Consider the following 26,666-nt stretch of genomic DNA (forward strand, 5'->3'; position numbering starts at 1 on the left):
ATCATGTTTCACGGTAAACCCTGCTGGTTCGAGCTGACAACCGCGCCCGCCCGGCTTGAGGATGCCCGCGCCTTTTATGGCCAGGTGTTCGGCTGGTCGGTCGAGGATGCCGGGATGCCCGATTTCACCTATCTGCTGGCCAGCGATGGCGGCGACAAGGTGGCCGGGCTGATGCAGGCCATGCCTGAATGCGCAGAACTGCCGCCGCATTGGCTGATCTATCTGGACGTGGACGATTGCGACGCCGCCGCCGAAAAGATCGCGCTGCTGGGCGGGCGGGTGATCAAGGTCCCCGCCGACATTCCCGGCACCGGCCGCTTTGCGGTGGCCGCCGATCCGCAGGGCGCGGTCTTTGGCCTGCTGCAGCCGCTGCCGATGCAGCCACAGCCCCCGGTCGAGTCCGGCGCATGGAACCAGCGCAAGGAGGGTCATGGCAACTGGATCGAGCTGTCCAGCAGTGACCCGGTGGCGGGTCTTGATTTCTATACCGAGCTGTTTGGCTGGACGGCGGGGCAGGCGATGGACATGGGCGAGATGGGCAGCTACCAGCTTTTCGCGTGGAACGGTGCCGATATCGGCGGGATGATGGGGCTGGGACAGGCGCCCGTGCCCAGCTGGCTGCCCTATTTCGGCGTGAACGGCGTCGATGCCGCCATCGGACGCATCCGCGCGGCCGGGGGCGAGATCCTGCATGGCCCGGTCGAGGTGCCCGGGTCGGCCTTTATCGCGGTCGCCCGCGATCCGCAGGGCGCGCATTTCGCGCTGGTCGGGCCGAAGGAGATGTCATCGTGATCCGCGCCGCCTGTCTGGCGCTGGTCCTGGCCGCAACCCCGGCCTTGGCGCAGGATTACAAGCCCGAGGACGTGCCACAGGGCCGGCCCGATTACCACCTGTCCAAGGCGGGCGATTACCGGCTGGACCCGATGCATACCGCCGTCATCGCCCGCGTGCTGCATCTGGGATTTTCCTACAGCGTGTTCCGCTTTGGCGATGTGTCGGGCAGTCTGGTCTGGAACCCCGAGGATCCTGCGCAGAACAAGCTGACCGCCGAGGTGCAGGTCAGCTCGATCTCGACCCCGGTGCCGGATTTCGCGCCGGTGCTGCTGGGCAAGGACTATCTGAATGCGGCGGCCAACCCGGTGGCGCGCTTTGTCTCGGACAGTTTCACCGTCCAGAGCGACAGCAAGGGCGAGGTGCAGGGCCAGTTGACGCTGATGGGCCAGACCCATCCCGCCAGTTTCGAGGTCGAGCTGATCGGCGCGGGGCAGGGCTTTACCGGCGAAAACGGCCAGCCGGTGATCCGCGACCTGTTGGGCGTGCATGCCGAAACGCAGATCGACCCGCAGGCCTATGGCATGAACGGGTTCTTTACCGCGCCCATCCCCATCGTCATCGACGCGGAATTCGCCCGGACCGCGCCCTGAGCAGCCCCCGGACCGGCCTGCCGCCCGCGCGGTGGCGGGGCCGGTCGTTCCTGACCGCCGCCCCGTCAAGCGGGCTTCAACTTTCCCGGGCTTTTCGCTATCTCCCTTGGCAATTCAAGGGGTGAGCTCAGATGGCCATGGAAAAGAACTTCGACGCGGCCGCCGCCGAGGCGCGGATCGCGGGTGAGTGGGAAAAGGCGAATGCCTTTGCCGCGGGTGCCAATGCCAAACCGGGGGCGGACAGCTTTTCGGTGGTGATCCCCCCCCCGAACGTGACCGGCAGCCTGCATATCGGCCACGCGTTGAACAACACGCTGCAAGACATTCTGGTGCGCTGGCACCGGATGCGCGGCTTTGACACGCTGTGGCAGCCGGGGCAGGACCATGCCGGCATCGCCACCCAGATGGTGGTCGAACGCCACATGGCCGAGCGGCAGGAGCCGAACCGCCGCGTCATCGGGCGCGAGGCGTTCTTGCAAAAGGTCTGGGCGTGGAAACAGGAATCCGGTGACACGATCATCGGGCAGTTGAAGCGGCTGGGCGCCAGCTGCGACTGGTCGCGCAATGCCTTTACCATGTCGGGCGCTCCGGGTGCGCCTGCGGGCGAAGAGGGCAATTTCCACGATGCCGTCATCAAGGTCTTTGTCGATATGTATGACAAGGGCCTGATCTATCGCGGCAAGCGGCTGGTGAACTGGGACCCGCATTTCGAGACCGCGATTTCCGATCTTGAGGTCGAGAACCGCGAAGTGCCCGGCCATATGTGGCATTTCAAATACCCGCTGGCCGGTGGCGCGACCTATGAATATGTCGAGCGTGATGAGGACGGCAACGTCACCCTGCGCGAGACCCGCGACTATATCAGCATCGCCACCACCCGTCCCGAGACGATGCTGGGCGATGGCGCGGTTGCCGTGCATCCCGACGATGCCCGCTATGCCCCGATCGTGGGCAAGCTGGTGGAAATCCCGGTCGGGCCCAAGGAACATCGCCGCCTGATCCCGATCATCACCGATGAATACCCGGACCCGGATTTCGGCTCGGGCGCGGTCAAGATCACCGGGGCGCATGACTTCAACGACTATGGCGTGGCGATGCGGAACAACATTCCGCTATACGCGCTGCTGGATACCAAGGGCGCGATGCGCGCCGACGGGCTGACCTATGCCGAAAGCGCCGAGATCGCGTCCCGCGCCGCGCGGGGCGAGGATGTGGGCGATGTGTCGAGCGTGAACCTTGTCCCCGAAGAACTGCGCGGCCTTGACCGCTATGAGGCGCGCAAGGCCGTGATCGAGGCGATCACCGCCGAGGGGCTGGCCGTCACCTATCTGCACAAGGAAATCGACAAGGAAACCGGCGCCGAGCATCTGGAGCGTCGTCCGCTGGTCGAGGCCAAGCCGATCATGCAGCCCTTTGGCGACCGCTCGGGCGTGGTGATCGAGCCGATGCTGACCGATCAGTGGTTCGTCGATACGCCGAAAATCGTGCAACCCGCCATCGATGCGGTGAGCAACGGGCAGACCGAGATCCTGCCCGAGCAGCACAAGAAGGTCTATTTCAACTGGCTGGAGAATATCGAGCCCTGGACGATCAGCCGCCAGCTGTGGTGGGGGCACCAGATTCCGGTGTGGTATGGGCTGAGCCTGCAGCGCGAAGGCCAGGTCGATGACGACCATGACGGCGCGCTGGACAATGTCGAGATCTTCGCCCTGCTGGAGGAAGGTCTGGTCCATGGCGACGACATCCTGCAATGTGCCGCGAATTTCGGCGAGGTGACGGGCAAGTTCCAGGATGCGCTGGCCGATCTGCCGCAGCCGCTGGAGATCGCCCGCGTGATCGAGGTGGCCGACCGTCAGGCGGCGATTGACGCCTTTGCGCAAGGGCTGGCCGATTACAATCTGACGCAGGATCCGACCAGGCTGGTCTATCCGGTCTGGCGCGATCCCGATGTGCTGGATACGTGGTTTTCGTCCGGACTGTGGCCCATCGGCACGCTGGGCTGGCCCGAGCAGACGCCGGAACTGGCGCGCTATTTCCCGACCGATGTGCTGATCACCGGGTTTGACATCATCTTCTTCTGGGTCGCCCGGATGATGATGATGCAGCTGGCCGTGGTGGGCGAGGTGCCGTTCCACACGGTCTATGTCCACGGTCTGGTGCGCGACGAAAAAGGCGCCAAGATGTCGAAGTCGAAAGGCAACGTCATCGACCCGCTGACGCTGATCGACGAATATGGCGCCGATGCGCTGCGCTTTACCCTGACCAGCATGGCGGCGATGGGCCGCGACCCGAAACTGGGGCCGAAGCATGTCGAGGCGAACCGCAACTTCGTCACCAAGATCTGGAACGCCACCCGTTTCGCCGAGATGAACGGCGTGTGCGGCGGCGTGGCGCGTCCCGAGCCGAAGAATGTCGTGAACCGCTGGATCATCGGCGAGGTGGCCCGCATCCGCAGGGCGACCGACGAGGCCTTGACGACCTATCGCTTCAACGATGCGGCGACCGGGCTTTACAGCTTTGTCTGGGGCAAGGTCTGCGACTGGTATGTCGAGCTGTCAAAGCCCCTGTTCGACGGTGAGTATCGCGAGGAAACCCAGGCGACGATGGGCTGGGTGCTGGATCAGTGCTATACCCTGCTGCATCCGATCATGCCCTTTGTCAGCGAAGAGCTGTGGGGGCTGACCGGGGACCGCACCAGGATGCTGGTGCATGGCGACTGGCCGGAATATGGCCTTGAGCTGATCGACGCCGATGCCGATCGGCAGATGAACTGGGTGATCTCGCTGATCGAGAACATCCGCTCGGCCCGCGCCCAGATCGGTGTGCCGGCAGGCGCGCGTCCCGATCTGATCGTGACCGAGGCCGATGCGGCGGCGCGCGCGGCGCTGGCGGCGAATGGTGCGCTGGTCGAGCGTCTGGCGCGGGTGAATGCGCCTGCCGAGGGGGTGATGGGGCCGGGCATGATCTCGGTCGCCGCACTTGGGGCGAGTTTCGCGCTGCCGGTGGGCGATGTGATCGACGTCAAGGCCGAGACCGCGCGGCTGGAAAAGGCTGCCGGCAAGGTCGAGAAGGATGCGGGGGGGCTGCGTGGCCGTCTGGGCAATCCGAAATTCGTCGAACATGCCGAGCCCGAGGTGATCGAGGAGACCCGCGAAAAGCTGGTGGCGCTGGAGGATGATCTGGCGCGGATCCGGGCGGCGCTGGCGCAGCTGGCCGCGATGTGATCTGGCAAGGCCGCCCCGCAACGGGCGGCCTTTTCGCTGCTGGCGCGGGCGGCATCGGGTATTTGGGAAATGGTGAAGCCGAGGCGTCGCGCGGGGCTCAGAGCGCGCGCAGGAGCGCTTGGGCGATCATCTGCGGCACGCCGGGGGCGAGGCCGATCGGCGGGAGCGTCGGGCCCGTAAAATGCGCAGTGGCGAGGGCGTGGGGCAGGTCATGGGTGACATGCCGGGCGCGGCTGGCGAACAGCGGCAGGCAGATCGTGCGCGCCGGCAGGTCGCGGGCGGCCTCGGCGAGGAGGGGCGGTTCCTCGATGAAGCCGCAAGTGACGGCGGCGAGATGCGGGGCGAGATCGGCGGCCATCTTGCGGGCGGCGAGGGCCGGAGCGCGGGAATGGCCCGAACCATGCGCGGCGAGCAGGAGATGGGTTTCGGCAAGGCGCCAGCCCTGTGCGCCCGCCGTCTGTTCCAGAAGATCGAGGCAGAGGCCGGGCAGGCCGGGATCGCTGCCGAAAGGGGGCAGCTGCGGCGCATGGGCGGCGCCCGCCAGCGCGAGGCGGCGCGGCAGTTCGGTGCGGGTGAACCAGCCGGTCGCCATGAACATCGGATAGATCAGCGTGTCATCCGTGGCGATGTCGAGCGCGCCGGGCATGGCCAGAGTGGCACCGCGCACCTCGATGCCGGGCAGGCGGACGCGCGCGGCCAAGGCCTCGACCGCGCGCTGCTGGGGTTCGGGATCGCCCGGCTGGCCATGGGCGACGATCAGCGCCTTAGGCACGGAAGGCGGCGGCGAAGGGTTCGGGGATGTCGAATTCCCGAAGCGCGATGGCGCGGGCCGGGTCCGACATCTTGCGCGCGGTCTTTTCGACGATGCGCAGCAGTTCGGCCGGCTCGCGCCCGTCGGCGAAGGGGCCGAGATACCAGCGGATGAAGGTAAAGCAGGCCACATCTTCGAGCGCCTGCACATCGGCATCGCGCTTGATGCCCTGTTTGGTCAGCATCTTTTCGGCATGGGCGGTGTCATCGGCGCCGTAGCCCGCATCGCGCATGATCCCGGCCACGCGGGCGGCATGCCGGCGGCCCTGTTCGGTGCGCCATGCCAGATAGCCCGCGCGGTCCATCGGATAGGCGTCGCGGGGCAGGGTCCAGCGTTCGACATGCTGGCCCCGGCAGGCGATGCGCAGGGCATCGGGGGCGTCGGGGTAAAGCGCCTGTTGCTCGGCGCTCATGCGCTGGCCGTAGAGCAGCGCCTGCGGGCTGCCCTGCGCGTCAAGGTTGGGGTCGGCGGCATTGGCCTGATCGATGGCATCGAAAGCTGTCTGAAGGCGGGTCATGGCGGTCCTCGTTTTGCGCCATCATGCCGCAGGCAGAGCCGGGGTCAATGCGGTTGCCGGGTCGCAGTGGTGCGGCTAGCCTGCCGGCATGGAATGGGCAGAGTTTTCGGCGGCCTTGGCCGCATTTCTGGGCGCGCATGTCGTGCCGATGCGGCTGCGCGGCCCCTTGGTCGCCCGGCTCGGGCGGCGGGCCTATGTGCTGGGCTACAGCCTGCTGTCGCTGGGCCTGCTTTACTGGCTGATCGTCGCGGCCGGGCGCGCCCCTTGGGTCGAGATCTGGCCGCAAGAGCCATGGATGCGCTGGGCCGTCAATCTGGCGATGCCGGTGGCGTTCCTGCTGGCAGCGACCGGAGGTATGGCCGGGCTGATGGCGGCCTTTACGCTATGGGCGGGGACGCATCTGCTGGCCAATGGCGATCTGGCGCATGTGCTGCTGTTCGGGATCCTGCTGAGCTATGCGCTGCTGGGGCTGGCGATCGGGCTGCGGCGGGGGCTGCGGCTGGTGATCAGCTGGCAGCGGGTGGCGCTGGCGCTGTTGCTGTGGGCGGGGCTGTTCCACCTGCATCCCTTGGTGATCGGGGTCAGCCCGGCACCGTGAGTTCGGGCGGGCGAAAGCCCTCGGGGATGTGATCCTGTCCGGTCAGGATCAGGTCGGCCAGAAGGCCCGCGCAGGCCGGCGCCATGGCAAGGCCGATCTTGAAGCCGCCATTGGCGACATAATCACCGGGCCTGCCCGGCCACGGCCCGACCATCGGCGCGCGTGAGGGCGCGCGCGGGCGCAACCCGGCCCAGCGGTCGACGACCTTCGCATCGGCCAAGGCCGGGCAGATGGCGCGAGCCTTGGCGATCAGGGCGTCGAGCTGCGCGTCCGTGCCCAGATCGGTCACATCGCGTTCCGAGGTCGAGCCGATGGCCACCGTGCCATCGGCATGGGGCACGATATGCAGCCCGTCGGCAAAGACCTGCGGCGCCTGCGATGCCGGAAAATCCAGAAGCGCCGACTGGCCCTTGACGCCATTGCCGCCAAAGGGCGCCAGCCCCGCCGTGCCCGTGGCCCAGATGGCCGGGCCCTGCGCAGGCGCGCCCTCGACGATTTCGCCGCCACGCGCGCGGATCGCGGCGGCCAGCGCGGCGCAGGCCCGGCGCGGGCTGATGCGGGCGGTCAGCCGGTCGATCAGCCACAGGCCCGATTCGGACAGCGGCACCAAGGCCGCCTCGGGTGCATCGGTCAGCTCCATCGCCGCCCAGTCGGGCCAATGCCGGCGGGCGCCGGCGATGCGTTCGGCCATGCGCGCCTCGGTTCCCGGCGCCACCGGCTGGATGCGGCCGGTGCGGGCATAGCCGGGATCGCAGCCGCCGGCATCCGCCACCTCGGCCCACCAACCGGCGGCGGCGATCAGCGCATCAAGCTGGACCTGTTTCTTGGCATTCCACGTCTCGGGCGCGTGCGGGGCCAGCGCGCCGACATGCCCGCCCGAGGCACCGGCGCCGATCCGCACCGCCTCGACCACGCGCACGCGCTGGCCGCGCCGGATCAGCTCCCACGCGCAGGACAGGCCAAAGATGCCGGCGCCCGCCACGGTGATTTCGCTTGCCATCGTCCTGCCCCTGCCGCATCTGCCCGGAAAACAGGAGTTAGCGCGGATGGACCGGCAGGACCAGAGTGCGGCGGATCTGGATTGGCGCGAGGGCGCGATCCCGGTCTCGCGCCGCTTCGACGACCCGTATTTCAGCCTGAACGGCGGGCTGAACGAAACCCGGCATGTGTTTCTGGCCGGCAACGACCTGCCGGCGCGGCTGGTGCCCGGATTTCAGGTGGCGGAGCTGGGCTTTGGCACCGGGCTGAACCTGCTGGCGCTGGCGCAGGTGGCCAAGGTGCCCGTGCGTTTCACCAGTTTCGAGGCCTATCCGATGAGCGTCCCCGAGCTTGAGCGCGCCCATGCCGCCTTTCCTGAATTGGCGGCGCTGGCCGGGGGGCTGCGCGAAGGCTGGCCCGCGCGGCGCTTTCAGCTGGGCCATGTCACGGCGGAAATCATCGAGGGCGACGCCCGCGAGGCGCTGGCCCTTTGGCCGGGGCGGGCGGATGCTTGGTTTCTGGACGGGTTCTCTCCGGCCAAGAACCCCGAACTGTGGGGCGAGGCGCTGATGGCCGAGGTCGGCCGCCACACCGCGCCGGGCGGCACATTCGCCACCTATACCGCCGCCGGCCATGTCCGCCGGGCGCTGGCAGCCGCCGGCTTCGAGGTCAGCCGCGTGCAGGGCTTTGCCGGCAAGCGCCACATGAGCCGGGGTCAGCGCCTGACCTGAGGCAGCCGCGAGGGCGCGAATTGCGCCGGCAGATGCGGCGGCTTGCCATGGGTGCGGTCCCAGAAGGCGCGCCCGCCCAAGGCCAGGAACCGCGGCAGCGCCAGCACGATGCCGGCGACGAAACCCGCCGCATGGGCGGCATAGGCCACGCCGTCATCGACCAACGTCAGCCCCGACACCAGCTGCAGCCCGAACCAGACCGCCAGCAGCACCGATGCCGGGATGGTAAAGCGGCGGATAAAGATGATGATGATGGCGATGACATCGACCCGTGCGCGCGGGAACAGCAACAGATAGCCGCCCATCACCCCCGCGATCGCCCCCGAGGCGCCGATCATCGGGATGCTGCTTTCGGGGTCGGCCATGATCTGGCCTGCCGCCGCCGCCAGCCCGCAGGCCAGATAGAACAGCAAAAAGCCGCCATGGCCCAGCTGATCCTCCATATTGTCGCCAAAGACCCACAAAAACAGCATGTTGCCAGCAATATGCAGGATGCCGGCATGCAGGAACATATGCGTGACCAGCCCCCACAGCCAGTCGCCATGCATGATCGCCACCGGGTAAAGCGCCAGCCGGTCCCAGATTTCGACCGCATTCCCCGCCCATGGCGCGGTCAGCAGAAACATCGCGACATTGATCAGGATCAGCAGATTCCTGACATAGGGCGGGCGCTGGGACGGGTTGTGGTCGCGGATCGGGAACATGCAGGGCCTTCGGATTTCACGACAGCGTGAAGCAACGCCCCGCCCGGCGCAAGTGAGTCCTGTTCCGCTGTCGGGCGCCCGTATAGCATCGCGGCGAATCGCAGCCGAGGAGGGGCCGATGACCAGCCTGACCGACCGCAAGAATGCCGCCATCGCGCGCGGCGTCGGCATGACCACGCAGATCTACGCCGAACGCGCCGAGAATGCCGAGATCTGGGATGCCCAGGGCCGCCGCTACATCGACTTTGCCGCCGGCATTGCCGTGGTCAACGCCGGCCATCGCCATCCGCGCGTGGTGCAGGCGGTGCGCGACCAGCTCGACCGCTTTACCCATACCTGCCATCAAGTGGTGCCTTACGAAAACTACGTCGCCCTGGCCGAGCGGCTGAACGATCTGGTGCCGGGTCCGGGGCCGAAAAAGACCGCCTTCTACACCACCGGCGCCGAGGCGGTGGAAAACGCCATCAAGATCGCCCGCCATTACACCGGCCGCGCCGGCATCATTGCCTTTTCCGGCGCCTTCCATGGCCGCACCTTCCTTGGCATGTCGCTGACCGGCAAGGTGCAGCCCTACAAGGCCGGCTTCGGCCCGATGATGAACGACATCTGGCATTTGCCCTTTCCCAATGCCCTGCATGGCACCAGTCAGGACGAGGCGCTGGCCGCGCTGGACCGGCTGTTCAAATCCGACGTCGATCCGGCGCGCGTCGCCGCCATCATCGTCGAGCCGGTGCAGGGCGAGGGCGGCTTCTACGAGGCGCCGGCGGGCTTTTTGCAGCAGCTGCGCCAGATCTGCGACAAATATTCGCTGCTGCTGATCGCCGATGAGGTGCAGACCGGCTTTGCCCGCACCGGCCGGCTGTTCGCGATGGAACATCACGGCGTCGCGGCCGATCTGACCACCATGGCCAAGGGGCTGGGCGGCGGGCTGCCGATCAGCGCCGTGACCGGTCGGGCCGAGGTGATGGACAGCCCGGCACCCGGCGGTCTGGGCGGCACCTATGCCGGCAATCCGCTGGCGGTGGCGGCGGCCCATGCCGTGCTGGACGTGATCGCCGACGAGGATCTTTGCGCCCGCGCCACCCGCCTCGGCCAGCGCCTGAAACAGCGGCTGGCGGGCATTGCCCATGACGTGCCGGAAATCGCCGACATCCGCGGCCCCGGCTTCATGAACGCGGTCGAATTCAATCTCGCCGGCAGCGACCGCCCCAACCCCGGCATGGCGAACCGCGTCCGCGAACAGGCGCTACAGCGCAACCTGATCCTGCTGACCTGCGGCGTCTACGGCAATGTCATCCGCTTTCTCGCGCCGCTGACGATTCAGGATGCGGTCTTCGACGAGGCGCTCGACATCCTCGAAGCCGCGATTCACGCCGCCCGCCAATGAAAACGGGCCGCCCCTGCGGGCGGCCCCTCATCCGAACGGCCAAGCCGCAACCCGGCCCGGCCATTTCACCATTTTTCAAATACCCATGCGGCACTGCGGCCGGGCGCTCAGGCCAAGACCTTGGACCCCATGTGCAGGAACTTCTGCCGCCGGTCCTTGATGATCTCGGCCGGCTTCTTGCCCTCGAACTCGGCCAGCATTTCGGCCAGCGCCGCGCCCACGGCGGCGATGGCTTCGGCAGGGGCACGCTGCGCACCGCCCATCGGCTCGGGGATGATGCGGTCGATCACGTCGAGCTTTTTCAGATCCTGCGCCGTCAGTTTCAGCGCGGTGGCCGCATCGCGCATCTTCTCGGCATCCTTCCACAGGATCGAGGCGCAGCCCTCTGGCGAAATCACCGAATAGATCGAATGTTCCAGCATGGCGATGCGGTTGGCGGTGGCAAAAGCCACGGCGCCGCCCGAACCACCCTCGCCGATGATGACCGAGACCAGCGGCACGCCGATCTGCAGGCATTTCTCGGTCGAGCGGGCAATGGCTTCGGACTGGCCGCGTTCCTCTGCACCTTTTCCGGGATAGGCGCCGGGGGTGTCGACCAGCGTGATCACCGGCAGGCGAAAACGGTCGGCCAGATCCATCAGCCTGATCGCCTTGCGATAGCCCTCGGGCCGGGCCATGCCGAAGTTATGGGTGATGCGCGATTTGGTGTCATTGCCCTTTTCATGGCCGATGATGACACAAGGCGCGTCGCGGAACCGTGCGAGGCCGCCCATGACGGCGTGATCCTCGCCAAAGGCGCGATCGCCGGCCAAGGGCGTGTATTCGGTGAACAGCGCCTCGATATAGTCCTTGCAATGCGGACGTTCGGGGTGGCGCGCCACCTGCGTCTTGCGCCAGGGATCGAGCTGCTTGTAGAGGTCGCGCAGCATCTCCTCGGACTTCTTGTCCAGCGCGGCGGCCTCTTTCTCAAGGTCCACGCCTTCGCCCTTGCGGGCCAGGGCGCGCAGCTCCTCGGCCTTGCCCTCAAGGTCGGCAAGCGGCTTTTCGAACTCGAGATAGGTCATGCAGGGCTCCGCGCTGTCATCCGGCTGGCACTTATATGATCGCCCGTGGCCGGGATTGCAACTTGCGCCTCGTCTTGCCGGATCACCACCGGGCCAGCGCGTCCTCGTCGCTGTCCTTGGCGGCAACCCAGTCGCCGGGGCCGTCCGGGCCGATTTCGCGCTTCCAGAAGGGCGCACGCGATTTCAGCCAATCCATCAGATATTCCGCAGCCTCAAAGGCCGCCTGCCGGTGCCGGGCGGCGGTGGCAACCATCATGATCGGCTCGCCCACGCTCAGGCGGCCATGGCGATGGATCACCCGCCAGTCGGTCAGCTCGAACCGCCGGGCGGCCGTTTCGCCATAGGCTTGCAGCGCCTTTTCGGTCATGCCGGGATAATGTTCGATCTCAAGCGCCAGAAGCCGGCCACCCTCGTCGCGCACCAGACCGGAAAAGGTGACGACCGCGCCGGCCCCTGCGCCAAAGCCCGCCAGCTCGGCGGCAAGGTCAAAGGGCGCGGTCTGGACGCGGGCGCCCATCAGCCGCCCGTCATCGGCGGGAAAAAGGCGACCTCGCGCACGCCGGCCAACGGTGCGTCCAGATCGGCCAGCTCCTGATCGACGGCAACCCGCACCGCCGCCAGATCCGACAGCGCGGCGGCGTGCCATTCGTCCATGGCGGCCAGTTCGGCCACCAGTTCGCGCACGGTGGTGGCCCCGGTCTCGACCCGTTCGCGCGGCTGGCCGATGCGTTCGCGCAGCCAGGCGAAATAGAGCACGTCCAGCGCCATCACGGATCCCTCAGATAGGGCCGGGCCTTGTCGAAATAATCCCAGCCGGTGATCGCGGTCAGCGCCGCCGCCACCCAGATCAGCAAAAGCCCGATCTGCGTCGCCAGATCCGACCAGCTGTCGGACCAGGGCAGCTTGGTTTCGCCGACCAGCGGCGGATGGCCGACCTCATAATAGTTCAGCCCGGTGCCCAGAAACAGCACGGCGATGGCGACCATCTGGGCCGTGGTCTTCCATTTTGCCAGCTTGGTCACCTTCAGCAGCCGCGAGCGGTCGCCCAGATATTCGCGCAAGCCCGAGACAAAGACCTCGCGGAACAGGATCACGGTCGAGGGCAGGATCAGCCACGGGTTCATGCCGGAATAGCCGGTGATGACCACGACGGCGATGATGACCATGGCCTTGTCGGCGATCGGGTCCATGGCGGCGCCAAAGCGGCTTTCCTGTTTCCAGGCGCGGGCCAGATAGCCGTCGAACCAGTCGGTGATCGCCGCCACCAGAAACAGCGCCAGCGCCGCAAAATCGGCAAAGGGTCGGCTGAGGAAAAAGAACATCAGCGGCACCAGCGGCGCAGCCGCAAGTCGCAGAACGGTCAGAATATTGGGCAGGGTCCAGCGCATGGCCGCAATCTAGGCTGTTGTGGCGGCGGGGGGAAGGGGCGAAGGCGCGGGCATCGCGATGTCCGGGGCCGCGACATCTGCATCACCGGCCCCGGGCGAAGGTCACTGCACCAGTGGCCTGCCATTGCGGCTGTGGCGCTGCGCAAGGCGGCGGGCACGGCCAACCGGGGGAAGCGGGCGAGCGCCCCGGGGCTGGTGATCGCCGTCCAGCACGCCGGGCAACAGGGCCTCGATCTCGGCCCGGGCGGCCTTGCCAAGCGTGCGCAGCGCCTGCGGGCCGGTCAGCAGCGATTCGCTTTCCAGCCCCTCGGCCAGCACGACGTGATGCCGGGGCAGCAGGAAATGCACATAGGTCACGGCTTGCAGATCGCCCGCGATCTCGACCCCGTCCAGATCCAGCAGGGCCTTGGCGGCCACCAGCACCTCGGCGGCGCCGAACATGCGTTGCGCAATGGTCGAGCGGACCAGAATGCGGTGCTGCGGCGACACGACCAGATCGCGGCGGGGCAGATCCGGTCCCAGCGCGCCGGCCCGGATGCGGATCGGGTGCAGATGCGGCGCCGCCGACAATGCGGCGGCATCCAGCCGGCGCTGTCCGACCCAAAGCACCGGCTGTAACCCGCCGTCGCGCGTCACCACCCGCATGCCGGGCCGCAGATCCTCGACGGCGACTTCGCCGCCTTCGGTGGCGATCAGGCTGCCGGCGGCAAAGCAGATTGCGTCCAGCGGCAGCTCGGGGTCGCCGTCGAAACCGGAGTTGCCCTGACGATAGTAAAGCGTCGTGCCGGGGGGTGGGGCGCCGTTCACAAAGGCGACGCCGGCGACCGCAGGGCTGTAGCCGGATACGATCGAGACGCCTGCCATCTCGTAGGATTGGCCGGCAGCGTCGTAAAGCGTGACGGTATATTCGGCCCGGACATAGACGGCGCCCTGCCACAGAACGTTACTGTCGCTTTGGCTGTAGGCAGTGCCGTCGATGGTGGTCGAGCCCTGCAGCAACTGGTCCGTGACATTCGAGCCGCTGACCGGATTGCCGCTGAGGACCGAGTCCTGGTCGGCAAATGTGACCGAGGCATTCGGCTGTCCGAACGTCATCTGCACGTCGGACGGATTCTGCCAGGAAAAGGCATTGCCATTGACCGCCGCCCTGATCGGGTTCTGGCCCATGCTGTTGCCGTCCAGGCGCGAAATCGGAATGCTGTCGGTGGAATAGAGAGTGATGGTCGCCATGCTCGATTGCCTGCGGACGCGGACGAGAATTCGCCGCGTGATCGAGTCATATGTATAATAATCTGCTTAAATGTGTATTTCTTTCTCGATTATAGGCAATGATGCCTAATCAAGACCAATATGACTGCAATCAACCCTTCTGGAAGTGATCCAGGATCTTTTGGGCCAGCGATTCACTGATGCCGTCCACGGCCATCAGGTCGGCAAGGCCGGCGCGGCTGACCGCCTTGGCGCTGCCGAAATGCTGCAAGAGCGCGCGTTTGCGGCTGGCACCGACGCCGGCGATTTCGTCCAGAGGGTTCGCCATAACCGCCTTGGCGCGCTTGGCGCGGTGGGTGCCGATGGCCCAGCGGTGCGCTTCGTCGCGTAGGCGCTGGATGAAATACAGCACCGGGTCGTTCATGCGCAGGGCAAAGGGGCGCTGGCCGGGGCGGTGGAACTCTTCCTTGCCGTGGTCGCGATCCTCGCCCTTGGCGACGCCGACCATGGGGATGTCCTCGACCCCCATCTCGACCATGATCTGATGCACCGCTGACACCTGTCCCGCGCCGCCGTCGATCAGCAGCAGGTCGGGCCATGCGTCGGACTGACGGTCGGGATCTTCTTTCAGCAACCGGGCAAAGCGGCGGGTCAGCACCTCTTTCATCATGCCGAAATCGTCGCCGGGCGTGATCTCGGTGCCCTTGATGTTGAACTTGCGATACTGGCTTTTGATCCAGCCCTCGGGGCCCGCGACCACCATGCCGCCGACGGCATTGGTGCCTTGAATGTGGCTGTTGTCGTAGATTTCGATGCGGTTTGGCGCCTCCGGCAGCTCAAACGCCTCGGCTAGACCTTCCAGCAGGCGGGCCTGTGCGGCACTTTCGGACATGCGCCGGGCCAGACTTTCGCGGGCATTGCGCAGGGCGTTTTCGACCAGCTCGGCCTTTTCGCCGCGCTGGGGCACGCCCAGAACCACCTTGCGCCCGGCCTTCTGGGTCAGGATCTCGGCCATCAGGTCGGGGTCCTCGATGCCATGTGACAACAGGACCATACGCGGCGGCACCTTGCCGTCATAGAATTGCGCCAGAAAGGCCTGCATCACCTCATCGGCGGATTCGACGCCGTTGAGCTTGGGGTAGAAATCGCGGTTGCCCCAGCTTTGATTGCCGCGAATGAAGAACACCTGCACGCAGGCCTGACCGCCCTCCATATGCAGCGCGATCACATCGGCCTCGGGGACGCCGCGCGGGTTGATCGCCTGCACGGACTGCACGGCAGTCAGTGCCTTGATCCGGTCGCGCAGGGCGGCGGCGCGTTCATATTCCATCGCCTCGGCGGCCTCGGCCATCTCGCGCGCCAGATTGGCCTGCACGGCGGTGGATTTGCCCTGCAGGAAGCGTTCGGCATCCTGCACCAGCGCGTTGTAATCGGCCTGCTCGATCCGGCCCGTGCAGGGCGCCGAACAACGCTTGATCTGGAACAGCAGGCAGGGGCGGGTGCGGCTGCTGAATGTCGCATCGGTGCAAGAGCGCAGCAGGAACACCCGCTGCAACTGGTTCAGCGTCCGGTTCACCGCGCCCGCGCTGGCAAAGGGGCCGTAATAATCGCCCTTTTCAGATTTCGCGCCGCGATGCTTCTTGATCTGGGCAAAGGGGTGGGATTTCGCCACCAGAATGTTCGGAAAGCTTTTGTCGTCGCGCAACAGCACGTTGTAGCGCGGCTTCAGCTGCTTGATCAGGTTCTGCTCCAGAAGCAGCGCCTCGGTTTCCGTCTTGGTCGTCAGGAACATCATCGCGCAGGTTTCGCGGATCATCCGCGCGATCCGCGCCGAATGGCCGGTGCCGCGCGCATAGTTCGAAACCCGAGCCCGCAGGTTGCGCGCCTTGCCGACGTAAAGCACCGCGCCCTGCGCATCCAGCATCCGATAGACGCCGGGCGAGCCGTCCAGCGTCTTCAGATAGTCCTGGATCAGGGGCTGGCCGGTCTTGGCGGGCTTGTCGGTGGAAGAATCGTTCATGCTGCTAACCAATGATTCCGAACCTTCGGCTGCGAGTTCTGGCAGAGGAATACAAGGGGAATCCTGTCCACGGAATCTGGGGATAAGTCTGTGAGTCTCCTTGGGAGCAATGGTGTCTCATGCAGCAATTATTGGGGTTTGGTTGACCTGCGCAAAAAAGAGGCAATATTGCAGGTCGTTGATTTGCAAGGATATTTTTTATGACAGTAACAATGCGCTGAATCCGTTGGAAGAATCGTAAAGATATTACGACAGGCTTTCCCAAAGTGGACAACTTGACGCGGGCCGGGCGAGGCACAGCGCTATTCGACACCCAGCACATCCGTCGTGCGCCAATTCAGATGCTGACCGCCATCGGTGCAGATCATCTGGCCGGTGACGGAACGGGCCGCCAGCAGATAGGTCAGGGCGGCGCAGACATCGGTTTCATCGGCGCCGCGCTGCAAGGGCGTGGCGGCGCGCTGCTGACGAAAGTCCTCGGGGCTTTGCCGGCTGCCTTGCAGGGTCGGGCCGGGGCCGATGGCATTGACGCGGATATCGGGCGCCAGCGCCTGTGCCATGGTGCGGGTCAACCACCACAGCCCGGCCTTGGCCAGCGCATAGGTCATGAAATCCGGCGTGGGCTTCAGCACGCGCTGGTCCAGCATGTTGACGATCTGGGCGCGGGCCAGCGGCTCGGGGCCGGAACGGTCGGCGGGCAGGGCCTGCGCGGCAAAGGCCTGCGACAGAAAGAACGGCGCGCGCAGGTTCGAATCCATATGCCGGTCCCAGCTGGCGCGGCTGGCGTCATGGATCGTGTCGGGGTCGAACAGCGAGGCGTTGTTGACCAGCACCGACAGCTGTCCCAACGCGGCCGTCACCTCGGGCAGCAGTGCCGCCGTCTGGTCGAAGTCCAGCAGATCGGCGACAAAGACCTGCGCCCGCACCCCCAGCGCGCGGGCCTTGGCGGCAACCTCTTCGGCCTCTGGTTCCGAGCCGTGGCAATGGATCGCCACGTCATGGCCGCGCCGCGCCAGTTCCAGCACCATGGCGCGGCCCAGACGGCGCGCGCCCCCGGTGACCAGCGCGGTCATTTGTGGGGGATCCCTAGGATCTTGGCGATCAGCCGCCGCACGCCGGGTCCGGCGGCCAGGGCCAGCGCGATCAGGATCAGCAGGCACAGAAGAACGGTCTTGATCATCCGCCGGCTCCGAATCGGGCAAAGGCCGCCTGTTCCTGCAGGCTGCCCACCACTTCGTCGGCGGACAGGCCAAAGCGTTTCAACAGTGGCACGCGCTGGCCATAGGGCAGGAACTGCACCTTGTCGCCGTAAAGCTCGCGCATTTTTGGCACCAGATGGGCGATGCCATCGGCCAGCCCCAGCTCGACCGCCTGCCGGCCGGTCCAGATTTCCCCGGTGAACAGATTGCGGTCGGCGGCCAGACGGCTGCCGCGCCGGGCGGTGATCTGGTCCTTGAAGGCCTGATGGATCGGCTCCAGCAGCCGGGTCAGCCGCGCCACATCCTCGGGGGTTTCCGGGCGGAACGGGTCCAGCATGGATTTCGACTGGCCGGCGGTATGCACCCGGCGCTGGATGCCCCAGCGCCCGATCAGCTCGTCAAAGCCGAAACCGGCCGAGATCACCCCGATCGAGCCCAGGACCGAGCTTTCATCGGCCCAGATGAAATCCGCGCTGGAGGCCAGCCAGTAGCCGCCCGAGGCCGCCATATCCTCGACGAAGGCATGCACCGGCACGTCATGTTCCTGCGCCAGCCGGCGGATGCGGGCGCCGATCAGGCTGGATTGCACCGGCGAGCCGCCGGGCGAATTGATCACCAGCGCCACCGCAGCCGGTTTCTTGCGCTTGAAGGCGCGTTCAAGGACCGGGGCAAGCCCCGCGTCCGACAGCCCGCCGCCGCGGGACGCCATGCCAATCGCGCCCTGCAGGCGGATGACGGCAACCTGCGGCTGCGGGTTCAGGAAGCGGTGAAGGAATGGGATTTTCATGCGCTTTCAGATAGGGATGGCGGTGGGCTTCGGCAAGCGTCGGCCCCAGGGGTTTCAGGAGTTTCGGGCGTTCAGAAAGTCCAGCACTTCGGCGCGGTCGGGCATGGCGTCGCCCGCCCCCTTGCGCGTCACCTGCAGCGCCGCCGCCGCCGAGGCATGGCGCAGCGCCGTCGCCACGTCCTCGCCCCGCGCCAGCCCGGCGGCGAACCAGCCGGCAAAGCAGTCGCCGGCGCCGGTGGTATCCACCGCCTCGACCTTGAAGGCCGGTTGCAGCGTCGTCTTGCCGCTGAGCAGGTCGCGGTATTCGGCGCCATCGGCGCCCCGGGTGATCAGCAGGCCCTCGACCGGCAGATCCTCGCCAAAGGCGGCAAAGGTCTGGCGGGCCTCGCCCTCGTTCACGGCAAGGATCGAGATATGCGGCAGCACGGCGCGCAGGGCCTCGATCTCGAAGGGGGCGGCGGAATAGATCACCCGCGCGCCGGCAGCCTTGGCGCGGGCGGCGGTTTCGGCCTGCAGGCTGGTTTCGTTCTGCATCAGCAGGATGTCGCCCGGCCCGATGCCCCTAAGCCCCGCCGCGATCCGATCCGCCGGCAGCGCGCCATTGGCGCCGGGATGCAGCACGATCGAATTCTCGGCCCCCTGTTCAACCAGAATGATGGCATGGCCGGTGGCCTCATCGGCCAGCCGGGCGATACCCCCGGTGTCGACCCCGGCATCGCGCAGCCGGTCAAGCACCCAATCATCGCCCGTGCCCATTGCGCCCAGATGGTGCACCTGCGCCCCGGCGCGGGCGGCGGCGACCGACTGATTGGCGCCCTTGCCGCCCAGACCCTGGCCATAGGATTGCGAATGGATGGTTTCGCCCGCCTGCGGCAGCGCGGCCAGCCGATAGACATGGTCGATGTTGATCGAGCCGAGGTTATAGATCGTCATGGCCGCCTTTCCTTGTCTGCGCGGCGGCATCCAAGCCGCTGCGGCCGGGTTTGTCCAGCACTCGCCCGGCCCGCACCATATGAAACAGCGCCGCAAATGACGAACGCGCCCCCATCGGGATGGGAGCGCGCTGCGATTGTCGGGGCCTGTCGGCTTATTCGGGCTTGTGGCCCGGATGCTTGATCGGCAGCCACAGCCGCTTGTTGGTCAGATAAAGCAGCGAGGCCAGCACGATCAGGAAGATCACCGAGATGAAACCAACCTGCTTGCGCGCCATCATTTTGGGCTCGGCGGTCCACATCAGGAAGGCCGAGACGTCGCGCGACATCTGGTCCACCGTGGCTTCGGTGCCGTCCTCATAGGTGACCTGACCATCGGACAGGGGCGGCGGCATCTTGATCCAGCCGGTCGAGAAGGCGGCGTTGTGATAGAAGGTGCTGCCCGCCTCGTCCTTGGATTCGCCGTTGAATCCGGTCAGGATGGCGTGGATGTATTCCGGCCCGCCGATGCCGTTGAACAGCTGCGAGATCCCGGAGCCATAGGGCCCGTGGAAGCCGGCGCGCGCCTTAGCCATCAGCGACAGGTCCGGGCCCATGCCATCGCCATGCACGGTCGGGAAATGGTCGGTGGGAACGCGCGGGCGCTCCTCGCCGGTTTCAGCGTCGACGATGGTCAGGTTCGCGGCATAGGCACGGACCTGATCCTCGGGCAGGGCAGGGCCGCCCGCGTCGCCTAGAGTGCGCAGCGGCACATAGCGCAGACCGTGGCAGGCCGAGCAGACCTCGGTATAGACCTGCAGGCCGCGTTGCAGCTGGAACTGGTCGAACTTGCCGAACGGACCTTCGAAGCTGAACGAGATATCTTCGATATGCGGCGCGGCATGGGCGGCCGGAGCGGCCGCGCCTTCGGCGGCGGCATGCTCTCCGGCGGGCGCTGCGGCTGCGGGCTCGGCTGCGGCCGGTTCAGCAGCTGCAGGTTCGCCGGCAGGCGCGGTCGCTGCGGGTTCCGCAGCGGCGGCCTCGGGCTTGGCCGGTTCTGCCGGAGCAGGTGCTGCCGCCTCGGGGGCAGCAGCGGGCTGTTCGGCCGCCGGTTCCGCCGCAGCCGGGGCTGCGGGGGCGGGGGCCGGTTCCGCGGCGGGGGCCGGCGTCGTTGCGACGGGCGCGGTGCTGTCGGGCGCGGTGGAATTCTCCTGCGCCAGCGCGGCACCTGCCAAGGCAACGGTCAGGGCCGCAACAGCCGTGAGCGGTGCGTTTCTCAGGGTCATGGTGCCTCTCCTTACTCGGCAGGATGGGTGGTCGCGCCGTAATGGGCGTTGAAGTCTTCCTCGATGGTCGAGGGCATCGGCAGCGGTTTCTCGACGATGCCGAGAAGCGGCAGGATCACCAGGAAATAGGCGAACCAATAGGCCGCACCGGCCAGCGCGATATAGGGATAGATCCCTTCGGCCGGCATGGCGCCCACCCACATCAGCACGACGAAGTCGACGGCGAGGATCCAGAACCACCATTTGAACAGCGGCCGATACTGGCCCGAACGCACGCGCGAGGTATCCAGCCACGGCACCAGCGCCAGAACGATGATGGCGCCGAACATCGCCAGCACGCCGAAGAACTTGGCGTCGATGATGCCGAAGGACAGGAAGTTCACCAGCTGCACCGCCCAGACATCGGCGGTAAAGGCGCGCAGGATCGCGTAGAAGGGCAGGAAATACCATTCCGGCACGATATGGGCAGGCGTCGCCAGCGGGTTCGCCTCGGTGTAGTTGTCCGGGTGGCCCAGATAGTTCGGCATGAAACCGACGACGGCAAAGAACACCACCAGCACGATGGCGAGGCCGACCAGATCCTTGACCACGAAATAGGGCCAGAAGGGCAGCGTATCCTTTTGCGCCTCTTCCTTGCTGGCGCGGCGCACCTCGATCCCGGTCGGGTTGTTGTTGCCGGTGGTGTGGAAGGCCCAGATATGGACGATCACCAGCGCCGCGATCACGAAGGGCAGCAGATAGTGCAGCGAGAAGAAGCGGTTAAGCGTCGCGTTATCGACCGCAGGCCCGCCCAGAAGCCAGGTCTGGATCGATTCGCCGATGCCCGGAATGGCGCCGAAAAGGCCGGTGATGACGGTCGCGCCCCAGAAGGACATCTGACCCCAGGGCAGCACATAGCCCATGAAGGCGGTGCCCATCATCGCAAGATAGATCAGCATGCCGACGATCCAGGTCACCTCGCGGGGCGCCTTGTAGCTACCGTAGTAGAGGCCGCGGAAGATGTGGATATAGACGGCAAAGAAGAACAGCGAGGCGCCGTTGGCGTGCAGGTAGCGCAGCATATAGCCGCCGTTCACGTCGCGCATGATATGTTCGACCGATGCGAAGGCCAGATCGACATGCGGCGTGTAATGCATCACCAGCACCACGCCGGTCGCGATCTGCAGCGCCAGGCAGAAAGCCAGCACGATGCCCCAGATCCACCACCAGTTCAGGTTCTTGGGGGTGGGGATCATGATGGTGTCATAGATCAGCCCGATGACCGGCAGGCGGCGATTCAGCCAGCGCTCGGGCGCGGTCTTGGGTTCGTAATGGTCGTGGGGAATTCCGGCCATCTTGCGCTCCTCAGCCCAGCTGGATGGTGGTGTCGTTCACAAAGGCGGCGACGGGGATATGTAGGTTCTGCGGTGCCGGACCTTTGCGGATGCGGCCCGCCGTATCGTAATGCGAGCCGTGGCAGGGGCAGAACCAGCCGCCGAAGTCACCGGCGCCATCGCCGATCGGCACGCAACCGAGGTGGGTGCAAACCCCCAGCATGACCAGCCATTCGCCGGCCTCGTCCATGGTGCGGTTCTGGTCCAGCGCCGACTCGCCGGGCTTGTTGGCGTTTTCGGCACTCTGGTCGATCAGCTGGCTCAGCTCGACGGCGCGACCCTTCTGGATCTCGTCCTCGGTCCGGCGGCGGATGAACACGGGCTTGCCCAGCCATTTGACGGTCAGCTGGGTGCCGGTTTCGACGCCGCTGACATCGACCTGGATCGAGGACAAAGCCTGCACATCGGCCGACGGATTCATCTGGTTGACAAGGGTCCAGGCTGCGGCACCCGCCGCGACGGCGCCAGCGCCGGCGGTCGCGAAGTAGAGGAAATCCCTCCGGGTGGTGCCGTGATCGCCTACGTGGTCGTCTGCGTGGGACACGGGTTCATCTCCATTTATGCGCCCCTTGCTGGGCGAACGAAGGAGCGGGCCGTGCGTGCGCACTTCCCCCCCCGAGGCAAGGTTGTAGCGATCAAAATCTTGTCAGTCCAGCTAGGGTCGGGACTGAGGCCGCGGCAAAATTGCGCAGGTGTGGGATTTTAGCAGCCAAAGATGCAGTAAATCTGCGGTAGACCGTGCAGGCGCGCGGACCCCGCAGCGCAGGCGGCGAGAGGTGATCCGGTCGCGCGGACGCGATGCCAGCCCGGGCAGGCATTGAACGGGACGTCGGATCGGGCGTGCCGGCGGCCTTGTCGATGTGGCGGCGGCGCGCGTCCGGCGCCGTCACAGCAGCCCCTCGCTGCGAAAGCTCAACTCGCGGGATTTGCCGATGATCAGGTGGTCATGCACGGTCATGCCCATCACCTCGGCCGCCGCGACGATGCGGTTGGTCATGGTGATATCGGCCTGCGAGGGGGTGGGATCGCCCGAGGGATGGTTGTGCACCAGAATCAGCGCCGAGGCCGTCAGTTCCAGCGCGCGGCGCATGATCTCGCGCGGGTAGACCGGGACATGGTCGACGGTACCGCGGGCCTGCTCCTCATCGGCGATCAGCACGTTCTTGCGGTCCAGATACAGCACGCGGAACTGTTCGATCTCGCGATGCGCCATGGCGGTGTGGCAATAGTCCAGCAGCGCCTCCCAGCTGGTCAGGATCGGGCGGTGCATGACGCGCGAACGCGCCAGCCGCTGCGCTGCCGCCTCGACGATCTTCAGCTCTTGCACCACGGCCGGGCCGACGCCGGGCACCTCGACCAGCCGGGGCGGTGGGGCCGAAAGCACGCGGTTGAAATCGCCGAAACGCTCGATCAGCAGCCGGGCCAGTGGCTTGACGTCCTGACGCGGGATGGCACGGAACAGGACCAGTTCAAGCAATTCATAATCCGGCAGCGCCGCCGCGCCGCCCTGCATGAAGCGTTCGCGCAGCCGCGCGCGGTGGTCCGAGATATAGCTGGGCAATCGCCCGCCCGGGGCAAGCGCCTGAGCCGGGTCGGAGGCTTCATCCCCGACCGGCATTGCCGGCGCAAAGAGCGGCAGAGGGGCTTCCTGAAATGCGCGATTCTTGTCCATGGCCCGCAGCCTGCCATGGAAACGGTAAAGGCCGGGTTAACGCGCCTTGTCGCGCGTCACTCCCGGCCCTTGCCATTGTTTGAAAGCCCATCCTGCAAGGTGGCCATCCATGGCCGCGCCTGCGGATGTCAGCCCTTCATCTCGTCCCAGAACCCCTTGATCTTCTGGAAGAAGCCTTGGGATTGCGGGCTGTTGTCTGCGTGGATCGTCTCGAACTCGCGCAGCAGTTCCTTTTGCCGGGCGGTCAGGTTCACCGGGGTTTCGACGCTGAGCTCAATCAGCATGTCGCCCGCCTCGCCGTTCATGCCGGGGCCGTGGCGCAGCGGCGGCATGCCTTTGCCACGCAGGCGCAGCTGCTTGCCCGATTGCGTTCCCGGCGGGATCTTGACCCGCGAGCGGCCGCCGTCGATGGTCGGCACCTCGATCTCGCCGCCCAAGGCGGCGGCGATCATGCTGACCGGCACCTGACAGGCCAGCATGCGACCGTCGCGTATGAAGATCTCGTGCTCGCGGACCTCGATGAAGATGTAAAGATCGCCCGCCGGGCCGCCGCGCATCCCGGCCTCGCCCTCGCCCGCCAGGCGGATGCGGGTGCCGGTTTCAACGCCGGCGGGGATATTGACCGAAAGCGTGCGCTCTTTCTCGATCCGGCCGGCGCCATGGCATTCCTTGCAGGGATTCTTGACGATCTGGCCCTGACCGTTGCAGGTCGGGCAGGTGCGCTCGACGGTGAAAAAGCCCTGACTGGCGCGGACCTTGCCCATGCCCGAGCAGGTCGGACAGGTCGCCGGTTCCACCGCGCCCTCGGCGCCGGTGCCGTTGCAGGCGGCGCAAGCGACCGATCCGGGCACCTTGATCGCCTTTTGGGCGCCGATGAAGGCCTCTTCCAAGGTGACGCTGAGGTTGTAGCGCAGATCCTGCCCCCGGCTGGCGCGCGAGCGGCCGCCCGAAGCGCCGGGCCGGCGGCCCATCATGTCGCCGAACAGATCCTCGAACACATCGGCAAAGGCCGAGCCGAAATCGCCCTGTGCCTGACGGCCGAAACCGCCAAAACCACCACCGGCACCACCTTCGAAGGCGGCATGGCCAAAGCGGTCATAGGCGGCCTTTTTCTGCTGATCCTTCAGGCATTCATAGGCCTCGTTCACCTCCTTGAAGGCGGCTTCGGAAACCTTGCAATCCTTGTTGCGGTCGGGATGCAGCTCTTTTGCCTTGGTGCGATAGGCCTTCTTGATCTCATCGGCCGAGGCGCCCCGAGCTATACCCAGCACTTCGTAATAATCACGTTTCGCCATGTCGATTGCGTCCGGGGTCTTTCACGAAAGAGCCGGCCCGTGCGCAATGCAGCGGGCCGGCCGGTTACGAAAGGCGCGCTTACTTGCGCTTGTTGTCGCCGAGATCCTCGAAATCGGCATCGACGATCTCATCGTCGTCGCGCGACCGCGGCTCGCCGGGCTCGGCACCGTCTTCGCTGGGCTGGCTGGCCTTGTAGATCGCTTCGCCCAGTTTCATCGAGGCGTCCATCAGGTTCTGGATGCCGCCCTTGATCTTGCCGGCGTCCTCGGTTTTCACCGCATCCTCCAGCGCGCCCACGGCCAGCTCGATCACCTCGACAGTCGAGCCGTCGACCTTGTCGCCATGCTCTTCCAGCGATTTCTTGGTCGAATGGATCAGGCTTTCGGCCTGGTTCTTGGCCTCCACCAGTTCCTTGCGCTTCTTGTCGGCGTCGGCATTGGCCTCGGCGTCCTTCACCATCTTCTCGATGTCCTCATCGCTGAGGCCGCCCGAGGCTTGGATGGTGATGTTCTGCTGTTTTCCGGTGCCCTTGTCCTTGGCCGAGACCGAGACGATGCCGTTGGCGTCGATGTCGAAGGTGACCTCGATCTGCGGCATGCCGCGCGGCGCCGGCGGGATGTCTTCCAGATTGAACTGGCCCAGCAGCTTGTTGTCGGCCGCCATCTCGCGTTCGCCCTGGAACACCCGGATCGTCACGGCGTTCTGGTTGTCCTCGGCGGTCGAGAAGATCTGCGACTTCTTGGTCGGGATCGTGGTGTTGCGGTCGATCAGACGGGTGAACACGCCACCCAGCGTTTCGATGCCCAGAGACAGCGGGGTCACGTCCAGCAGAACCACGTCCTTCACGTCGCCTTGCAGCACGCCGGCCTGAATGGCTGCGCCCAGCGCCACGACTTCGTCGGGGTTCACGCCTTTATGGGGCTCTTTGCCAAAGAAGGCGGTCACTTCCTCGACCACTTTCGGCATCCGGGTCATACCACCGACCAGAACGATCTCGTCGATGTCGCCCTTGGACATGCCGGCATCTTTCAGCGCGTCCTGAACCGGTTTCATCGTGCGCTTGATCAGATCGCCCACCAGGCTTTCCAGCTTGGCGCGGGTCAGTTTCATGACCATGTGCAGGGGCGTGCCGGTGTTCTTGTCCATCGAGATGAACGGCTGGTTGATCTCGGTCTGCGACGAGGACGACAGCTCGATCTTGGCTTTCTCGGCAGCCTCTTTCAGGCGCTGCAGCGCCATCTTGTCCTTGGTCAGATCGACGCCATGCTCTTTTTTGAACTCGTCAGCGAGGTAGTTCACGATGCGCATGTCGAAGTCTTCGCCACCCAGGAAGGTGTCGCCGTTGGTCGACTTCACTTCGAACAGACCGTCGTCGATTTCCAGAATGGTGATGTCGAAGGTGCCGCCGCCAAGGTCATAGACCGCGATGGTTTTCGATTCTTTCTTGTCCAGACCATAGGCCAGCGCGGCCGCGGTCGGCTCGTTGATGATACGCAGGACTTCCAGACCAGCGATCTTGCCGGCGTCCTTGGTGGCCTGACGCTGGGCGTCGTTGAAATAGGCCGGAACGGTGATGACGGCCTGCGTGACGGTCTCGCCCAGATAGCTCTCAGCGGTTTCCTTCATCTTTTGCAGGATCACGGCCGAGATCTGGCTGGGCGAATATTTCTCGCCCCGGACTTCGACCCAGGCGTCGCCATTGCCCCCATCGACGATGGAGTAGGGCACCAGTTTCTTGTCCTTTTCCACCTCGGCGTCGGTGGTGCGGCGGCCGATCAGGCGCTTGACCGCGAAAACGGTGTTGGTGGGGTTGGTGACCGCCTGGCGTTTTGCCGGCTGGCCGACCAGACGTTCGCTATCGGTGAAGGCAACGATCGAAGGCGTCGTGCGCGCGCCTTCCGAGTTCTCGATGACCTTCGGCTGGCTGCCGTCCATGATGGCGACGCAGCTGTTGGTGGTTCCGAGGTCGATGCCGATGACTTTAGACATGCAATAACCTTTCTTGCGGCGATGTTCTGGGCATTGGGTCCGTAAGCGGCCCCCGAGGCCCGATCCCTGGTTGACCGAAGGGGCGGACCCCCTCGACT

General features: G+C 65.9%; 24 protein-coding genes and 1 pseudogene. 6 read left to right on the plus strand and 19 right to left on the minus strand.

Annotated elements, in window-relative coordinates:
- The first annotated feature begins 3 nt into the window (after positions 1–3).
- The 3 genes from GL279_RS07855 (at position 4) to GL279_RS07865 (ending at position 4,648) form a co-directional block, all read left to right on the plus strand.
- Entirely contained in the window at positions 4–792 is a 789-nt protein-coding gene (locus tag GL279_RS07855) for a VOC family protein (RefSeq protein WP_155064075.1), read from the plus strand.
- Positions 789–1,424 carry a YceI family protein gene (locus GL279_RS07860; protein WP_343039742.1) on the plus strand — a complete coding sequence of 212 codons (636 nt, stop codon included), beginning with the start codon at positions 789–791 and terminating at the stop codon, positions 1,422–1,424. The genes GL279_RS07855 and GL279_RS07860 overlap by 4 nt, the downstream gene beginning before the upstream one ends.
- 131 nt (positions 1,425–1,555) lie before the next feature.
- Positions 1,556–4,648 carry a valine--tRNA ligase gene (locus GL279_RS07865; protein ID WP_155064076.1) on the plus strand — a complete coding sequence of 1,031 codons (3,093 nt, stop codon included), beginning with the start codon at positions 1,556–1,558 and terminating at the stop codon, positions 4,646–4,648.
- Positions 4,649–4,745: 97 nt separating this feature from the next.
- On the opposite strand, the gene GL279_RS07870 is transcribed toward GL279_RS07865, so the two are convergent.
- The gene (locus GL279_RS07870; RefSeq protein WP_343039743.1) at positions 4,746–5,420 is read right to left on the minus strand and encodes a sirohydrochlorin chelatase; all 675 of its coding nucleotides are present in this window, start codon (positions 5,418–5,420) and stop codon (positions 4,746–4,748) included.
- The gene (locus GL279_RS07875; protein WP_155064077.1) at positions 5,413–5,976 is read right to left on the minus strand and encodes a DUF4202 domain-containing protein; all 564 of its coding nucleotides are present in this window, start codon (positions 5,974–5,976) and stop codon (positions 5,413–5,415) included. Before GL279_RS07875 ends, GL279_RS07870 begins: the two co-directional genes overlap by 8 nt.
- Positions 5,977–6,064: 88 nt before the next feature.
- Here GL279_RS07875 and GL279_RS07880 point away from each other — a divergent pair, with 88 nt between their 5' ends.
- Positions 6,065–6,574, plus strand: a complete 510-nt coding sequence (locus GL279_RS07880; protein WP_155064078.1) for an NnrU family protein — start codon at positions 6,065–6,067, stop codon at positions 6,572–6,574.
- Here GL279_RS07880 and GL279_RS07885 read toward each other — a convergent pair.
- Positions 6,558–7,574, minus strand: coding sequence for an NAD(P)/FAD-dependent oxidoreductase (locus GL279_RS07885; protein WP_155064079.1), 1,017 nt, complete (start codon positions 7,572–7,574; stop codon positions 6,558–6,560). The genes GL279_RS07880 and GL279_RS07885 overlap by 17 nt on opposite strands.
- Positions 7,575–7,620: 46 nt before the next feature.
- Here GL279_RS07885 and mnmC2 point away from each other — a divergent pair, with 46 nt between their 5' ends.
- A complete protein-coding gene (gene mnmC2, locus GL279_RS07890) occupies positions 7,621–8,283 on the plus strand; it encodes a tRNA (5-methylaminomethyl-2-thiouridine)(34)-methyltransferase MnmC2 (RefSeq protein WP_155064125.1) in 663 nt (220 codons plus the stop codon).
- On the opposite strand, the gene GL279_RS07895 is transcribed toward mnmC2, so the two are convergent.
- Entirely contained in the window at positions 8,268–8,987 is a 720-nt protein-coding gene (locus tag GL279_RS07895) for a rhomboid family intramembrane serine protease (protein ID WP_155064080.1), read from the minus strand. The two genes, mnmC2 and GL279_RS07895, sit on opposite strands and share 16 nt — an antisense overlap.
- A gap of 118 nt (positions 8,988–9,105) precedes the next feature.
- Here GL279_RS07895 and GL279_RS07900 point away from each other — a divergent pair, with 118 nt between their 5' ends.
- On the plus strand, positions 9,106–10,374 hold the full coding sequence (locus GL279_RS07900) for a 4-aminobutyrate--2-oxoglutarate transaminase (protein WP_155064081.1): 1,269 nt from the start codon (positions 9,106–9,108) through the stop codon (positions 10,372–10,374).
- 107 nt (positions 10,375–10,481) lie between these two features.
- On the opposite strand, the gene GL279_RS07905 is transcribed toward GL279_RS07900, so the two are convergent.
- From GL279_RS07905 to dnaK, 15 genes and pseudogenes are all read right to left on the minus strand, one after another.
- Positions 10,482–11,438, minus strand: coding sequence for an acetyl-CoA carboxylase carboxyltransferase subunit alpha (locus GL279_RS07905; protein WP_155064082.1), 957 nt, complete (start codon positions 11,436–11,438; stop codon positions 10,482–10,484).
- An 82-nt stretch (positions 11,439–11,520) separates the two neighbouring features.
- Positions 11,521–11,955 carry a molybdenum cofactor biosynthesis protein MoaE gene (locus GL279_RS07910; RefSeq protein ID WP_155064083.1) on the minus strand — a complete coding sequence of 145 codons (435 nt, stop codon included), beginning with the start codon at positions 11,953–11,955 and terminating at the stop codon, positions 11,521–11,523.
- The gene (gene moaD, locus GL279_RS07915; RefSeq protein ID WP_211371285.1) at positions 11,955–12,200 is read right to left on the minus strand and encodes a molybdopterin converting factor subunit 1; all 246 of its coding nucleotides are present in this window, start codon (positions 12,198–12,200) and stop codon (positions 11,955–11,957) included. The genes GL279_RS07910 and moaD overlap by 1 nt, the downstream gene beginning before the upstream one ends.
- A gap of 5 nt (positions 12,201–12,205) precedes the next feature.
- Positions 12,206–12,826 (minus strand): CDP-diacylglycerol--glycerol-3-phosphate 3-phosphatidyltransferase, encoded by a 621-nt coding sequence (pgsA, locus tag GL279_RS07920; protein ID WP_155064085.1) that lies wholly within the window; start codon positions 12,824–12,826, stop codon positions 12,206–12,208.
- Between the two features lie 102 nt (positions 12,827–12,928).
- The gene (locus tag GL279_RS07925) at positions 12,929–14,056 is read right to left on the minus strand and encodes a Hint domain-containing protein (RefSeq protein WP_246175231.1); all 1,128 of its coding nucleotides are present in this window, start codon (positions 14,054–14,056) and stop codon (positions 12,929–12,931) included.
- Positions 14,057–14,186: 130 nt separating this feature from the next.
- Complete coding sequence (uvrC, locus tag GL279_RS07930; protein WP_155064086.1) at positions 14,187–16,055, minus strand: excinuclease ABC subunit UvrC; 1,869 nt, start codon at positions 16,053–16,055, stop codon at positions 14,187–14,189.
- Positions 16,056–16,357: 302 nt separating this feature from the next.
- Positions 16,358–17,128: an SDR family oxidoreductase gene (locus GL279_RS07935; RefSeq protein ID WP_155064087.1), complete on the minus strand. Its 771-nt coding sequence runs from the start codon at positions 17,126–17,128 to the stop codon at positions 16,358–16,360.
- Positions 17,129–17,231: 103 nt separating this feature from the next.
- Positions 17,232–18,041 carry a S49 family peptidase gene (locus tag GL279_RS07940; protein WP_155064088.1) on the minus strand — a complete coding sequence of 270 codons (810 nt, stop codon included), beginning with the start codon at positions 18,039–18,041 and terminating at the stop codon, positions 17,232–17,234.
- Between the two features lie 54 nt (positions 18,042–18,095).
- Positions 18,096–18,974 carry a ribokinase gene (locus GL279_RS07945; protein WP_155064089.1) on the minus strand — a complete coding sequence of 293 codons (879 nt, stop codon included), beginning with the start codon at positions 18,972–18,974 and terminating at the stop codon, positions 18,096–18,098.
- Positions 18,975–19,128: 154 nt separating this feature from the next.
- A pseudogene (locus GL279_RS19575) lies at positions 19,129–19,875 on the minus strand (cytochrome c1); the annotation flags it as partial.
- A 374-nt stretch (positions 19,876–20,249) separates the two neighbouring features.
- Positions 20,250–21,572 (minus strand): cytochrome b, encoded by a 1,323-nt coding sequence (gene petB, locus GL279_RS07955; protein WP_155064091.1) that lies wholly within the window; start codon positions 21,570–21,572, stop codon positions 20,250–20,252.
- Between the two features lie 10 nt (positions 21,573–21,582).
- A complete protein-coding gene (gene petA, locus GL279_RS07960) occupies positions 21,583–22,155 on the minus strand; it encodes a ubiquinol-cytochrome c reductase iron-sulfur subunit (RefSeq protein WP_343039744.1) in 573 nt (190 codons plus the stop codon).
- Positions 22,156–22,497: 342 nt separating this feature from the next.
- Positions 22,498–23,283 carry a RadC family protein gene (radC, locus tag GL279_RS07965; protein WP_155064092.1) on the minus strand — a complete coding sequence of 262 codons (786 nt, stop codon included), beginning with the start codon at positions 23,281–23,283 and terminating at the stop codon, positions 22,498–22,500.
- Between the two features lie 128 nt (positions 23,284–23,411).
- Positions 23,412–24,578 carry a molecular chaperone DnaJ gene (gene dnaJ / locus GL279_RS07970; protein WP_155064093.1) on the minus strand — a complete coding sequence of 389 codons (1,167 nt, stop codon included), beginning with the start codon at positions 24,576–24,578 and terminating at the stop codon, positions 23,412–23,414.
- 79 nt (positions 24,579–24,657) lie between these two features.
- Positions 24,658–26,568 carry a molecular chaperone DnaK gene (gene dnaK / locus GL279_RS07975; protein ID WP_155064094.1) on the minus strand — a complete coding sequence of 637 codons (1,911 nt, stop codon included), beginning with the start codon at positions 26,566–26,568 and terminating at the stop codon, positions 24,658–24,660.
- Between the last annotated feature and the right edge of the window lie 98 nt (positions 26,569–26,666).

Origin of the sequence: Paracoccus limosus, from assembly GCF_009711185.1 — a bacterium.
Lineage (GTDB): Bacteria > Pseudomonadota > Alphaproteobacteria > Rhodobacterales > Rhodobacteraceae > Paracoccus > Paracoccus limosus.

Bases quoted from the DNA above. Each gene is read 5' to 3' on its own strand.
- GL279_RS07855 (WP_155064075.1), top strand. From the start codon at position 4: ATGTTTCACGGTAAACCCTGCTGGTTCGAGCTGACAACCGCGCCCGCC.
- GL279_RS07865 (WP_155064076.1), top strand. From the start codon at position 1,556: ATGGCCATGGAAAAGAACTTCGACGCGGCCGCCGCCGAGGCGCGGATC.
- GL279_RS07875 (WP_155064077.1), bottom strand. From the start codon at position 5,976: ATGACCCGCCTTCAGACAGCTTTCGATGCCATCGATCAGGCCAATGCC.
- GL279_RS07880 (WP_155064078.1), top strand. From the start codon at position 6,065: ATGGAATGGGCAGAGTTTTCGGCGGCCTTGGCCGCATTTCTGGGCGCG.
- GL279_RS07885 (WP_155064079.1), bottom strand. From the start codon at position 7,574: ATGGCAAGCGAAATCACCGTGGCGGGCGCCGGCATCTTTGGCCTGTCC.
- mnmC2 (WP_155064125.1), top strand. From the start codon at position 7,621: ATGGACCGGCAGGACCAGAGTGCGGCGGATCTGGATTGGCGCGAGGGC.
- GL279_RS07895 (WP_155064080.1), bottom strand. From the start codon at position 8,987: ATGTTCCCGATCCGCGACCACAACCCGTCCCAGCGCCCGCCCTATGTC.
- GL279_RS07900 (WP_155064081.1), top strand. From the start codon at position 9,106: ATGACCAGCCTGACCGACCGCAAGAATGCCGCCATCGCGCGCGGCGTC.
- GL279_RS07905 (WP_155064082.1), bottom strand. From the start codon at position 11,438: ATGACCTATCTCGAGTTCGAAAAGCCGCTTGCCGACCTTGAGGGCAAG.
- GL279_RS07910 (WP_155064083.1), bottom strand. From the start codon at position 11,955: ATGGGCGCCCGCGTCCAGACCGCGCCCTTTGACCTTGCCGCCGAGCTG.
- pgsA (WP_155064085.1), bottom strand. From the start codon at position 12,826: ATGCGCTGGACCCTGCCCAATATTCTGACCGTTCTGCGACTTGCGGCT.
- GL279_RS07925 (WP_246175231.1), bottom strand. From the start codon at position 14,056: ATGGCGACCATCACTCTCTATTCCACCGACAGCATTCCGATTTCGCGC.
- uvrC (WP_155064086.1), bottom strand. From the start codon at position 16,055: ATGAACGATTCTTCCACCGACAAGCCCGCCAAGACCGGCCAGCCCCTG.
- GL279_RS07935 (WP_155064087.1), bottom strand. From the start codon at position 17,128: ATGACCGCGCTGGTCACCGGGGGCGCGCGCCGTCTGGGCCGCGCCATG.
- GL279_RS07940 (WP_155064088.1), bottom strand. From the start codon at position 18,041: ATGAAAATCCCATTCCTTCACCGCTTCCTGAACCCGCAGCCGCAGGTT.
- GL279_RS07945 (WP_155064089.1), bottom strand. From the start codon at position 18,974: ATGACGATCTATAACCTCGGCTCGATCAACATCGACCATGTCTATCGG.
- petB (WP_155064091.1), bottom strand. From the start codon at position 21,572: ATGGCCGGAATTCCCCACGACCATTACGAACCCAAGACCGCGCCCGAG.
- radC (WP_155064092.1), bottom strand. From the start codon at position 23,283: ATGGACAAGAATCGCGCATTTCAGGAAGCCCCTCTGCCGCTCTTTGCG.
- dnaJ (WP_155064093.1), bottom strand. From the start codon at position 24,578: ATGGCGAAACGTGATTATTACGAAGTGCTGGGTATAGCTCGGGGCGCC.
- dnaK (WP_155064094.1), bottom strand. From the start codon at position 26,568: ATGTCTAAAGTCATCGGCATCGACCTCGGAACCACCAACAGCTGCGTC.